11 protein-coding genes are annotated in these 12,770 nt (G+C 66.1%); 6 read left to right on the top strand and 5 right to left on the bottom strand.

All coding sequences use genetic code 11. The features are described 5' to 3' along the window. Positions 1-86 precede the first annotated feature (86 nt). Positions 87-485 carry a peptide-methionine (R)-S-oxide reductase MsrB gene (gene msrB, locus GRI42_RS13290; protein WP_160608945.1) on the top strand — a complete coding sequence of 133 codons (399 nt, stop codon included), beginning with the start codon at positions 87-89 and terminating at the stop codon, positions 483-485. Positions 486-583: 98 nt separating this feature from the next. Further along, a complete protein-coding gene (locus tag GRI42_RS13295) occupies positions 584-2,761 on the top strand; it encodes a transglycosylase domain-containing protein (protein WP_160608946.1) in 2,178 nt (725 codons plus the stop codon). Positions 2,762-2,839: 78 nt separating this feature from the next. Here the strand turns inward: GRI42_RS13295 and GRI42_RS13300 are convergent, their stop codons facing one another. The 3 genes from GRI42_RS13300 to hflK all read right to left on the bottom strand — a co-directional run bounded on the left by GRI42_RS13300 (position 2,840) and on the right by hflK (position 6,479). Further along, the gene (locus GRI42_RS13300) at positions 2,840-4,396 is read right to left on the bottom strand and encodes a Do family serine endopeptidase (RefSeq protein ID WP_170290020.1); all 1,557 of its coding nucleotides are present in this window, start codon (positions 4,394-4,396) and stop codon (positions 2,840-2,842) included. Positions 4,397-4,528: 132 nt separating this feature from the next. Beyond that, positions 4,529-5,362 carry a protease modulator HflC gene (gene hflC, locus GRI42_RS13305; RefSeq protein WP_160609227.1) on the bottom strand — a complete coding sequence of 278 codons (834 nt, stop codon included), beginning with the start codon at positions 5,360-5,362 and terminating at the stop codon, positions 4,529-4,531. A gap of 13 nt (positions 5,363-5,375) precedes the next feature. Next, the gene (hflK, locus tag GRI42_RS13310) at positions 5,376-6,479 is read right to left on the bottom strand and encodes a protease modulator HflK (RefSeq protein WP_234033956.1); all 1,104 of its coding nucleotides are present in this window, start codon (positions 6,477-6,479) and stop codon (positions 5,376-5,378) included. A gap of 117 nt (positions 6,480-6,596) precedes the next feature. Between hflK and GRI42_RS13315 the strand changes: the two genes are divergently transcribed. Genes GRI42_RS13315 through GRI42_RS13330 form a run of 4 tightly spaced genes read left to right on the top strand, consistent with a single transcriptional unit; the run spans position 6,597 to position 12,339 of the window. Further along, a complete protein-coding gene (locus tag GRI42_RS13315; protein ID WP_160608949.1) occupies positions 6,597-7,559 on the top strand; it encodes an Mrp/NBP35 family ATP-binding protein in 963 nt (320 codons plus the stop codon). Further along, on the top strand, positions 7,538-9,862 hold the full coding sequence (locus GRI42_RS13320) for a molybdopterin cofactor-binding domain-containing protein (RefSeq protein WP_160608950.1): 2,325 nt from the start codon (positions 7,538-7,540) through the stop codon (positions 9,860-9,862). Before GRI42_RS13315 ends, GRI42_RS13320 begins: the two co-directional genes overlap by 22 nt. Positions 9,863-9,872: 10 nt before the next feature. Further along, complete coding sequence (gene hemH, locus GRI42_RS13325; protein WP_325065338.1) at positions 9,873-10,895, top strand: ferrochelatase; 1,023 nt, start codon at positions 9,873-9,875, stop codon at positions 10,893-10,895. A 49-nt stretch (positions 10,896-10,944) separates the two neighbouring features. Further along, positions 10,945-12,339 carry a cytochrome P450 gene (locus tag GRI42_RS13330; RefSeq protein WP_160608952.1) on the top strand — a complete coding sequence of 465 codons (1,395 nt, stop codon included), beginning with the start codon at positions 10,945-10,947 and terminating at the stop codon, positions 12,337-12,339. 1 nt (position 12,340) lies between these two features. Here the strand turns inward: GRI42_RS13330 and GRI42_RS13335 are convergent, their stop codons facing one another. After that, positions 12,341-12,604, bottom strand: coding sequence for a hypothetical protein (locus GRI42_RS13335; protein ID WP_160608953.1), 264 nt, complete (start codon positions 12,602-12,604; stop codon positions 12,341-12,343). A 2-nt stretch (positions 12,605-12,606) separates the two neighbouring features. Then, complete coding sequence (locus GRI42_RS13340) at positions 12,607-12,765, bottom strand: DUF1674 domain-containing protein (protein WP_160608954.1); 159 nt, start codon at positions 12,763-12,765, stop codon at positions 12,607-12,609. Positions 12,766-12,770: the final 5 nt, after the last annotated feature.

Below are 12,770 nucleotides of genomic sequence, written 5' to 3' on the forward strand. Positions count from 1 at the left end.
GTCGCATGACATGCTGCCCGGGTCAGGAACCGCGTGCATCGCCTCCTGTTGCACCTATATGGGTAGGCCAGCCGAAAGGACAATGCGTGAGTGACAAGCTGATCAAGAGCGAGGCCGAATGGCGCGAAACGCTCACCCCCGAACAGTACCATATCCTGCGCGAGAAAGGCACGGAGCGGGCCTTCACCGGCAAATACGACAAGAACAGGCAGGCAGGCGAATACCACTGTGCTGCCTGCGGCCAGCTCCTGTTCGAAAGCGACGAGAAATTCGACAGCGGCTGCGGATGGCCCGCCTTCAGCGCGCCCGCGGATGGCGCGGCGGTCGAAGAGCATCGCGACACCAGCCACGGGATGATTCGCACCGAGGTCGTCTGTTCGAAATGCGACGGCCACCTCGGCCATGTCTTTCCCGATGGCCCCGGCCCGACGGGCCTGCGCTATTGTATCAATTCCGCCGCGCTCGATTTCGAGCCGGAGGACTGAGGGGGCGTTTCGGGGCGTTCAGCGGGGGTTGAGGCTCGCCATGCGAGATTGTGGCATCTATAGGGCACTGCCAGGCCGCATGAGGGATTTTGCGAAGAATGGATAAGAGAGGCAGCCGGCGCAAGAAGGCCGCTCGAGCACAGCGGGCCCAGCGCGCCGAGGCCGACGGTCAACGCGAACCCGGCCGGTTCTGGCGTTGGACCAAAAGGCTCTTCGTCTGGGGTGCCGCGCTGGCGCTCCTCGGTGCGCTCTTCCTCGCCATCGCGGTCGGATTTGCCGCCCGTTCGCTGCCCAGCTTTTACCAGCTGAAAGCCACGCAGAACGCGCAGACCATCGTCGTGCGCGCCCGCGACGGGACCGAGATCGTTGAACTCGGGCCGAGCTACGGCAAGTGGCTGTCGCATGACGAGATCCCGCAGGTCATGAAGGACGCGATGATCGCGGTCGAGGACCGGCGGTTCTATTCGCATCCCGGGGTCGATCCTTACGGCCTGACGCGCGCCGTCTATGTCTGGGCTACGGGGGAGGACCGGCTCGGTGCGACCTCGACCATCACCCAGCAGCTGGCGCGCAACGTGTTCCTGAATTCCAACCGCTCGCTCGACCGCAAGCTGCGCGAAGCGGTGCTGGCGATGGCGCTGGAATGGAAGTTCTCCAAGGAGCAAATCCTCGAGCTCTACCTTAACAAGGTCTATTTCGGCGGCGGTGCCTACGGCATCGATTCGGCCAGCCGGAAGTTCTTCAGCCACCCTGCCAACGAACTCTCGGTCGGCGAGGCGGCAATTATCGCGGGCCTGGTGAAGGCACCCAGCCGCTATTCGCCCACCGCCGATGTCGATGCCGCCGTGGGCCGCGCCAGCGTGGTGCTGCGCCTGATGAAGGAACAGAACTTCATCCCGCAGGACGCCACGGTCGATCCTTCGGAAGTCCGGCTGAAGGAAGAGGCCGCACAGAACTCGGTGCGCTACTTCACCGACTGGGCGCTGCCGCAGCTCGACCTGCTGCTGCCCGAGACGTTCGAGCCGATCGAGGTCTGGACCACGCTCGATGTCGGAATGCAGCGCGCAGCCACCGCCGCAGTCCAGTCGAACGTGCCCGAAGGCTCGCAAGGCGCGCTGGTCAGCGTCGACCGCGATGGCGCGATCCTCGCGCTGGTGGGCGGCACCGATTACGTCGAGACGAATTACAACCGCGCGACCAATGCGCTGCGCCAGCCGGGATCGAGCTGGAAGCTGTTCGTCTATCTTGCCGCGCTGGAAGCCGGTTACACGCCGGAAGACCGGGTGGTGGACACGCCGGTTACCATCGGCGGGTGGAGCCCGCGCAACTCCACGGGACGCAATATCGGCGAGACGGACCTGCGCACGGCTTTTGCCTATTCGGTCAATACCGTGGCCGCGCAGCTGGGCAACGAGGTCGGATTCGGCTCGGTCGCGTCGATGGCGCGCCGTTTCGGCATCAGCACGCCGATCAACACCTATCCGGCCATGGTGCTCGGCTCGAACGAGGTCCGCCTGCTCGACATGACCCGTGCCTTTGCCGCGGTTTCGAACAAAGGGGCTTCGGTCGAACCCTATGGCATCGTCAAGGTGACGACTTCCGATGGGGAGACGCTTTACGAGCACAAGAAGTCGCGCAGCACGCAGCTCGTGCCCGACCACGTGGCGGCGGGCATGACCGACCTGTTGCAGGCGGCCGTCCAGACCGGCACGGGCCGCGCCGCGCAGATTGGGCGCCCGGTGGCCGGCAAGACGGGCACCACCAGTTCCAACAAGGACGGCTATTTCGTCGGCTTCTCGTCCGGCATCACCACCGGCGTGTGGATGGGCCGCGACGACAACAAGCGCGTCGGCGGGCTACAGGGCGGTGCCGCCCCGGCCAAGGCCTTCGCTGCCTTCATGCGCTATGCGGTGAAGGACCGCCCGGTCGAGGAATTCGATACCGAACTCAAGCTGCCCGAATGGCAGCTTGAGGAAGATGACGAGTACTTTTTCGGAAGCCCGGACGACTATTACTACATCGACGAGCAGGGCAATCTGATCGAGCCTGGTCGTGCGCCAGAGGGGCCCGACGGGCAGCTACCCTTCCCGGTGGACGGCGAACGTCCGCAACCGGTCCCGACCGATCCCACGCGGCCCCCGCTGCGCGAGCAGCCGCCCGTGCGCGGGCAGCCGGGGCGCGGGGCGGATGGCGCACCGCAAGCCATCGGGGACGACTTCCTCGACCGGGCTACGGGGCGCAACGAACAGCGCCAGCCCGAACGCCCCCGCCAGTAGGCAGCGCTTTCGAGCAAAGAAAAAGCCCTCCCGGCGCGAACCGGGAGGGCTTTTCGTTTGCAGCCTTGCCGAGTGCGTTCAGCGCATCAGGCGAACCGCCACGTACTGGGCCGGGCGACCGCGGCGCTGGACGCGCAGCAGGACGGCCTCGCGGTTGTCGGCCTGCGCACCGCGGACAGCCGTCTCGAGGTCGGTAACGGCGGTCAGCGGGCGATAGTTCGCGGACAGGATGATGTCGCCGCGCTGCAGGCCCTTGCGCGCCGCATCCGAGTTGCGGTTGACCGAGGCGATCACCACGCCGCGCGTATCGGCGCCAGCGCCCAGCTGGCGGGCAATCTGCGGCGTCAGTTCGAGCACCTGCAAGCCGAGGCGTTCCTCAATCACCGCATTGTCGCTCGGCGCCATGTCGTCTTCCTGTTCGGCATCGGGGTCGAACATCTGGCTCTGGCGCAGTTCCTCTTCGGTCGGACGCTTGCCCACGGTGACGTTGATGCGGCGGCGTTCGCCATCGCGCACGACATCGAGCGGGATGGTCGTGCCCGGCGAGATATTGGCGACGAGATAGGACAGCGTCTGGTCGGGCGTCACGTCTCGGCCATTGACCTTGAGCACGATGTCACCCGGCTGCAGGCCGGCGCGTTCGGCCGGCTGGCCGGCCTGGACCGACTGCACGAACTCGCCGCGATTCCGCTGGAGGCCGAGCGATGCGGCGACGTCTTCGGTCACCGGCTGGATCTGGATGCCGAGATAGCCGCGTTCGATTTCCACGCCGCGGCGCAGCTTGTCGACGATGGGTGCGGCGGTTTCTGCGGGAATTGCGAAACCGATGCCCACGCTGCCGCCCGAAGGCGAGTAGATCGCGTTGTTAATGCCGATGACATTGCCTTGCATGTCGAACAGCGGGCCGCCCGAATTGCCGCGGTTGATGGCCGCATCGGTCTGGATGTAGCGGTCGTATGCACCCGCGCCGGTGTTGCGCAGCACGCTGGAGACGATGCCACTGGTCACCGTGCCGCCAAGGCCGAAGGGATTGCCGATGGCGACGACCCAGTCACCCACGCGCGCCTGGCTCGAATCGCCGAACTTCACGAAGGGGAAGGGCTGGCTGCGGCTGACCTTGAGTACGGCAAGGTCGGACTGGGCGTCGGTGCCGACCAGTTCCGCCTCGTATTCGGTGCCGTCGGGCAGGGTGACGGTGATCTCCTCGACCGTGCCGCGGCCCGAAGGGCTGACGACGTGGTTGTTGGTCACGACATAACCGTCGGCCGAAATGAAGAAGCCCGAACCCAGCGACTGGCCTTCGCGGTACTGCGGTTCCTGCGGCTGCTGGCCGCCGTTGCGGCGGTTGAACAGGTCTTCGAATGGCGTGCCGGCAAAGGGATTGCCGCCATTGCCGTTGGAAATCTCGATCCGCTGGCGGGTGGAGATGTTCACCACGGCGGGCTGCAGCTGGGCCGTCAGATCGGCGAAGCTTTCGGGTGCCCCGGCACGCGGGACCACGCGGGCCATGTGGGAATCGTCGTTCTGGGCGACCTGCGCTCCGGCGGGGTATCCGGCGAGGGAAAGAGCGGCGCCTCCGGCAAGCAGGGCGGCGGTTACGGAATATGCATATCGCACTGGCTTCACGTCCTTCATTTCCTCTTCGTCTGTGTCTGCACGCAGATCACACCGCTTTTATGCGGGACCTGTGCAGGCGGTTCCTGCTGGCGAGACTGCCAAGAGGCGCTGAATGCCCGTTGAACGCGGTGTGACGCGTTCGACGAACCGTCAACGCCGCCCGCGGAATTGCCGCAGGTACTCGTTGTCCGGCGACAGGATGATGTTGCTTTCCGCATTCCCATTGCCGGGTGCGAAAGTCGCATCATAGCTCTGCATCGCGCGGTAGAAGTCGTAGAAGCCCGCGTCCTTGCCGAAGCTTTCGGCGTAGATGCGCGCAGCTTCCGCGTCGGCTTCTGCACGGATGATGCGGGCATCGCGGGCCCCCTGTGCGCGGATCGTGCGCGCTTCGCGCTCGCGGTCCGATTCCATCCGGCGGAAAGCCGACTGCAGCGGCGCTTCGGGTAGGTCGGTGCGGGTGATCTTCACGTCCACCACTTCCGCGCCGTACTGGCGGGCCTGCCGGTCGAGATTGGCGCGCACATTGGCGAGCGCATCGCCGCGTTCCGCGGTCAGCATCGACTGGAAGGTGCGGCGGCCCAGTTCCTGGCGCAGGACCGAGTTCAGGATCGGCTGCAGGGCATTGCGCACGCCATCGGTCGAACCGGCGCGTTCCACCATCGTCACCGGATCGGTGATGCGGAAACGGGCATAGGCGTTGACGAGCAGGCGCTGCTGGTCGTTCGAAAGCACTTCCTCGTCGCTCATCTCGAGGTCGAGGAGGCGTTTTTCGATGCGCACCACCTTGTCGATGAAGGGCCAGCGGAAATGGAGGCCGGCCTTCAGGTTGCCGCTGGGCGTATTGATCGTGCCGACCGGTTCACCGGTCCTGACAATCACGACCTGCTCTTCTTCGGGCACGACGAAGGCGCTCAGCATGAATGCCACCACCGCGAGGCCAAGGGCGGCGACGGTCGCCTTATGATCTTCCCAGATCTGCTGCATGTTCATGGCCATGTTACTGGCCCTCCTGCGTGGTCACGGTGTTCGCCTGCGGCGCTTCCTGGGCGCGGCGCCGGATTTCCGGCAGCGGCAGGTAGGGCGTCACATTGTTGGTTTCGACCACGGTCTTGGGCGTCTTCGAGAGTACCCGCTCCATGGTTTCGTAATAGAGGCGCTGGCGCGTCACTTCGGGCGCAAGGCGGTACTGTTCGTAGACCTTGTCGAAGGCTTCCGCCTCACCCTGCGCCTGTGCAAGCACCTGCTGCGCTTCACCGCGGGCCTTGTTGCGCGCGGCATCGGCCTGCTGTTCGGCGACCTGCACGTCGCGGAAGGCCTCGACCACGTCGGACGGCGGGTCTGCCTTTTCGATTTCGACGCCGAGCACGCGCACACCGGCTTGGTAGCCGTCGAGCGTGCGCTGCATCCGCTCGCGCACTTCCTGTTCGATCGCCGCACGGCCCTGGCCCGAGAATGTCTCGTCCAGTTCGGTTTCGGCAACCGCGGCGCGCATCGCGGCCTCGGCCACGTCGTTGACCGTTTCCACGGGGTCGACGAGGCGGAACTTGAAGTCTTCCAGGTCGGAGATGTTCCAGCGCACGATGAAGCTGAGGTCCACGAGGTTCTGATCGCCCGTCAGGATCAGCTTCACCTGCTGGTTTGAGCCGGGAACACGCACGATACGCACGCCCTGCACGTCTTCCACGTCGACCGTCTCGATCGGGAAGGGCAGCGAGAAGTTGAGGCCCGGGGTCATTGGGCGAGTGTAATTGCCCAGCGTCTTGACCACGGCTTCCTGCTGCGGGCCGATCAGGTGGACGCTGGTCGCAAGCAGGCCGAGCCCGACGATGCCGGCCACTGCCACGGGGAACCAGCTCTTGCCGCCGGGGCGCTGGGGCATCCGGAAGCCGGGACCGCCTGGTCCGCCGGTGCGGCGCGGGCCTTCGGGCCCGCGGCTCTTGAAGATGTCTTCGATATTGGGACCGCGACGGTCGCCGCCGCTGCCGGGCGGCAGCCACGGGTTCTTGGGGCCCTTGGGCTTGCTTGCCTCGGGCTCGTCCTTGTCGCCACCGTCTCCCGATGAACTGCCCCCGCTACCCCAGGGGTTCTTTCCGCCAGCCATTGCGAGGCCGATCCTCCGTCCAAATCCGTCCAGAATTCTCATGAATGTCTTATAGGAAGGGTTTGGCGGAAAAACAGGGGTTGCGGTGCGGATTTCGATGCTACAGCAGCGCTCAGCATGGCGACGAGCGAAATTACCGACGATCTTCCACCCGAATTTGCCGGACGTGTCAGCGCAGCGACGCTGAAGGACGGGCGCGCGCTGATCGTGTTCGATGCGGCCGGCCTCGGCGAAGCCGAACGCGCCGCAATCGAGCGTGACATAACCGCGCGGCTGTCCGCTCGCAGCGACGTGAACGACGTGCGCGTCGTCATGACGGCAGAGCGCAAGGCGCCCACGCTCATCGCGATCGGATCGGGCAAGGGCGGCGTGGGCAAGTCGACGCTTACCGCCAATCTCGCCATCGCGCTCGCCCGGCAGGGCATTCGCACCGGCTTGGTCGATGCCGATGTCTATGGCCCCTCGCAGCAGGTCATCTTCGATGCGGAGGATGCCAAGCCCGATGCCCGCGACAACCGGATGATCCCGGTGGAGACGAAATTCGGCGTGCGCATGCTCTCGATGGGCCAGCTGGTCGCGCCCGGCCGCGCCATCGCATGGCGCGGCCCGATGGTCGGCAATGCGCTGGCGCAGATGATCGATGCGCATTGGGACGCAGAGGATGTGATCCTCATCGACCTGCCGCCGGGCACGGGCGACGTGCAGCTGACGATGGTGCAGAAATACAAGCCGGCGGGCGCGATCCTCGTCTCGACACCGCAGGATCTGGCGCTGATCGACGCGGCGCGCGCCGGGCAGTTCTTCGATGCGGCAGCGGTGCCCGTGATCGGGCTGGTCGAGAACATGGCCGGCTATGCCTGCCCGCATTGCGGCGAGGTTTCCGATCCCTTCGGCAAGGGCGGTGTGGAAGCAGCGGCACAGCGGCTGGAGCTGCCCTTCCTGGGCCGCATCCCGCTCGACCTGGCGATCCGCCAAGGCAGCGATGCAGGCGAACCTCCGGCGGCGGGCGACAGCGCGCAGGCCGAACCCTTCCTCTCGATTGCCGGAAAGCTGGCGGCATGGATTTCCGCAAGAAGCTGACCGAAGCCGCTGGCCGGGTGAAACTGCCCGACGTCTCGCGCCGGCAATTGCTGGTCGGCGCGGCGGCGGGCGGCGGCCTGCTGCTGGCATGGACGCTCTGGCCACGCAGCTACCCGACTTCGCTGGTGCCCGGAGATGGAGAGGCTGAATTCGGCGGCTGGCTGACCATCGGACGCGACAGCGTGGTCACGGTCGCTATCCCGCAGCTCGAGATGGGGCAGGGCATCACCACGCTGCTCGCGCAAATCGCGGCAGTGGAACTGGGCGCGGACTGGCGGCAGGTCGGGGCAGAGCCGGTTTCGCCTTCTGGCCATTTCCCCAACCTGCCCCTGGCCGCGCAATGGGCGCCGCTGTGGGCCAACTTCCCCTCGCTTGCAGGCGAACCCGACGACTGGCTGGTCGAGCGCTTCGCCGGCGCAACGGCGTTCGGCGCAACCGTCGGCGGAACCTCGCTTGCCGCTTACGAGGCGCCCTTGCGTGCCGCGGCCGCCAGTGCGCGTGATATGCTGGTGCGCGTGGCGGCAGACCGCTGGGACGTCGCGGCCGAGGAGTGCGAGGTGAGTGGCGGTTTCGTGCGCCATTCGACTGGTGGGCAATTGCGTTTCGGCGAACTGGTCGATGACGCGCGCGAACTCGACCCGCCGGACCCTGCGCCGCTGCTGCCGGTCGCTGCCTTCGAGGACCCGGTGTTCGGCGAGGCCGATGCACCGACCGCTTTCCCGCGCATCGACCTGCCATCGAAGGTGGACGGAAGCCACTTGTTCGCAGGCGATATCCGCCTGCCCGGCATGGTCTTCGCCTCGATCCGCCACGGGCCCGTGGGCCTGCCCGAACTGTTCCGCTTCGACGAGGGCGCGGTGGCGGGAATGCGCGGGCTCGTGGGCGTGGTGAAGTCGAAGCGCTGGCTGGCGGCGGTGGCCGAAAGCTGGTGGATCGCCGACCAGGCGCTGGCGCGGATGCGCGCCCATTTCACCGGTCCCGGCGCGCTCGAACAGGCAGTGCTCGATACAGAAATAGAGCGCGCCCACGAACAGCGCGCCGACCTTGGCGAGCGGATATTCGAGCTTGGCAATCCCGACGCCGCGCTGGGCAAGCCCTCGCTCCAGCGTCGCTATGACGTGGCGCCCGCCGTCCACGTCCCGCTAGAAACCGCCAGCGCAACCGCGCGGCTGGTCGACGGGCGGCTCGAATTGTGGATGGCCTCGCAGGCTCCGGCAGCCGCGCGCGAAGCGGCCGCGAAGGCGATCGGCATCTCGCCCGAGGACGTGGTCCTCTATCCCGTCGCGGCAGGCGGCAGTTTCGATGCCCGGATCGAGAAGCAGCACGCGATCGAGGTCGCGCAGATCGCCGCCGAGATCGGCAGGCCGGTCCAGCTCACCTGGTCGCGCGTTCAGGATATTCAGGCCGTGCCTCCGCGCGCTCCGGCAGCGGCGGACATGGCGGCCAGCCTAGGCGGCGAAGGCCAGCCGCTCGCCTGGCGGGCGCGCATCACCACGCCGCCTTTCATGCGCGAGATGGGCCACCGCCTGTTCGACAATCTGACGCCCGAGGCCGCGCGCGAGGAAAGCCGCGGCAAGGCCGATGCGCTGGCGGTCGCCGGTGCGATTCCCCCCTATGGTATCGGCGAAGTCGCGGTGGACCACGTTCCGGCCAGCATCCGCCTGCCGGTCACGCGGATGCGCGGTGGGGCCGAGGCGCTGACTGCCTTCTTCACCGAAACCTTCATCGACGAACTGGCCGTGGAAGCCCGGCGCGATCCCTTCCTCTACCGCATGGCCCTTCTCGGCGGCGCGCCGCGCATGGCCGAATGCCTGCGCCGCGCCTCGCGCCTCGGCGAATGGGACGGCGGGCGCTCCGGCAGCGGGCAGGGCATCGCGATGGTGCGCATGGGGCAGGACGCGGCGACCGCAGGGCACATCGCCTGCGTGGCGCAGGCGGGCATGGGCCCGGGCGGTGCGCGCGTGACGCAGTTGACCGCAGCAGTCGACATCGGGCGGATCGTCAATCTCGACATCGCCCGCCAGCAGATCGAGGGCGGGCTGGTTTACGGCCTGTCGCTGGCGCTGGGCTCCTCGGTGAAATACGAAAGCGGCCATCCGGTCCCGCGCAACCTGCGCGCCTTGGAACTGCCGCGACTGGCCGATTGTCCGGAAATCGTGGTCGATTTCATCGCCAGCGACGCGGAACCGTTCGATCCCGGCGAACTTGGTGTGGCGGTGGCGGCGCCCGCCATCGGCAATGCATTGTTTGCGGCGGCGGGCCTGCGCCTGCGCCGCCTCCCGCTTCTTTCGGAGGGTTTATGAGGTTCGCGCAGTGACCTGGCAGGACCAGCAACTTCCCGCCGATCACCCGCCTGTCAAATCGGGCCGGATCGGCGTACTTATCGTCAATCTCGGCACGCCCGATGCGCCCGAGCGCGGGCCGGTGAAGCGTTATCTCGGCGAATTCCTGTCGGACAAGCGCGTGGTCGAGATCCCCGACATCGTCTGGCAACCGATACTGCGCGGGATTATCCTCAACACGCGGCCCAAGCGCAGTGCCAAAGCCTATGCCAAGGTCTGGACGCCCGAAGGCTCTCCGCTCGCCGTGATCACCCGCTCGCAGGCCGCGGCGATGCAGGAACGGCTGGGGCAGGGCGTGATGGTCGAATATGCAATGCGCTACGGCCAGCCTGCAATCGCCGAGCGGTTGCAGGCGCTGATGGACGCGGGCTGCGACCGGATACTGCTCGCCCCGCTCTACCCGCAATACAGCGGGGCGACGACGGCGACGGTGGTGGACAAGGCCGCCGATGCCCTGCGCAAGATGCGCTGGCAGCCCGCCATTCGCACACTGCCGCCCTATCACGACGATCCCGCCTATATCGATGCGCTGGAGGCCGACCTTGTCCGCCAGCTCGACGCGCTCGATTTCGCGCCCGAAGTGCTGGTGCTCAGCTTCCACGGCATGCCGCAGCGCACGCTTGAATTGGGCGACCCCTATCATTGCCAATGCCAGAAGACCTCGCGCCTCCTTCAAGAACGGCTGGCCGGTCGTGGCCTCCGGTTCCGCACCAGTTTCCAGTCGCGCTTCGGTCCGGCAAAATGGCTGGAGCCGGCGACGGACACCGTGCTGAAGGAAGAGGCCGCTGCCGGCACGAAGCGACTCGCGATTGCTGCGCCGGGCTTTTCCGCCGACTGCCTGGAAACGCTGGAAGAGCTGGCCATGGAAGGGCGCGACGAGTTCCTCGAAGGCGGCGGAACGCATTTTGCGGCCCTGTCCTGCCTCAATGCCTCCGACGCTGGTCTTGCAATGCTGGAAAGCGTACTGCGGCGCGAATTGTCGGGCTGGATTTAGGTCCCGGGATTACTTACAAGGAAGTAAGTAGTCAGGAGCAACCTATTTCATGGCCACGCTAGCCGAGCATAAGCCTGTCGAGTTCACCCACTGGAGCGACCGCCTGCCGGACGGCGCGCTCGATCATATTCCGGGCGAGGGTGGCTGGCCGGTTGTCGGCAATACCTTCCGTATGCTGGCCGATCCGCACGGCTTTGCCCGGCGGATGTACGAGACCTACGGGCCGGTCTACAAGAACTGGGCCTTTGGCGGCTGGCAGGTTGCCCTGATCGGCGCCGATGCGAACGAGCTGATGCTGTTCGACCGCGGCAAGCTGTTTTCCAGCGAACAGGGTTGGGGCCCGATCCTTGACCAGCTGTTCCCGCGCGGCCTGATGCTGCTTGATTTTGACCATCACCGGGCCGACCGCCGTGCGCTGTCGATCGCATTCAAGCCTGAACCGATGCGCCATTATTCGGGCAGCCTCAATCGCGGCATCGCCCAGCGCATGGAGCAGTGGGGCGAGGGCGAGATGCGCTTCTACCCCTCGATCAAGGAACTGACGCTCGATCTTGCAGCGGACAGCTTCATCGGCATCGAATGGGGCCCAGAAGCCGACAAGATCAACACTGCCTTCATCGACATGGTGCAGGCCAGCGTCGCACCGGTGCGAAGGCCGCTGCCCTTCACCCAGATGAAGAAGGGCGTCGACGGGCGCAAATTCCTCGTCGAATACTTCACCAGGGAAACGCATCGCCGCCGCGCGGAAGGCGGCGGGCAGGACATGTTCAGCCAGTTCGCCACGGCTACGCACGAAGACGGCAGCCTGATGCCGGTCGACGAGGTGGTCGACCACATGAACTTCCTGATGATGGCCGCGCACGACACGATCACCAGCTCGGCGACCTCGTTGATCTGGCTGCTCGCCAAGCACCCCGAATGGCAGGAAAAGCTGCGGCAGGAAGTCATTTCGGTGACCGGCGGCGTCGATGCCAAGGGCAAGGTGCGCGATCTCGCCTACGAGGACCTGGGCAAGCTCGAACTGTCGGAGATGGCCTTCAAGGAAGCGCTGCGCATGGTGCCGCCGGTCCCTTCGACCCCGCGCCGCGCGCTGAAGGATTTCGAATATGGCGGCTACACGATCCCGGCCGGCACGCCGGTCGGCATCAACGCCCACATGGTTCACCACATGGCGGAACATTGGGACACGCCCGACAGCTTCAACCCGATGCACTTCACGCCCGACGCGGTAAAGGCGCGGCACAAATACGCCTGGGTCCCCTTCGGCGGCGGCGCGCACATGTGCCTCGGCCTGCACTTCGCCTACATGCAGGTGAAGATCCTGCTGGCCCAGATGCTGCCGCGCTACGAGATCGAGCTGGCTGCCGGCGATCCCGAATGGCAGCCCTGGCCGATCCCCAAGCCGAAAGACGGCCTGCGGATCAGGCTGAAGAAACTCGGCTGAACTATTCGTCGCTGTCGAGGCGCTTGAAGCCGTTGGCAGCATGCCTCAAGAGACCGGCGCCGACCAAAGCGATGAAAAATCCGGTCGCGAGCCTTTCGCCGAAGGAGAAGTCCCGGCCTTCGTTTCCCGCGAACGTTGCCCCATTGGCGACATTCCAGATGATGATCAGGCCCAGGACCAAGACGCCGCCGCCAGCGATCGTCGCCAGGATATAGCGAATGTCGCGGGGAGCTTCGCGTCCCTCGAGTGGATCGGGCCTCACCATGGCTAGAAATCTATCGCGATGCCGTCCTTGACCCAGTCGCCGTAGCGCGTGGGGCTGAGGTCCTCGTCGACCTCGCCCTTCTTCGGCTTGGGCGGCGGTTCGCTGCTCCAGTGTTCGGGCTTTTCGAATTTCTCGGGCCGCTTGGTCGCGCGTTCGGTCATGCGGG

Origin of the sequence: Qipengyuania gaetbuli (assembly GCF_009827315.1) — a bacterium.
Taxonomy (GTDB): domain Bacteria; phylum Pseudomonadota; class Alphaproteobacteria; order Sphingomonadales; family Sphingomonadaceae; genus Qipengyuania; species Qipengyuania gaetbuli.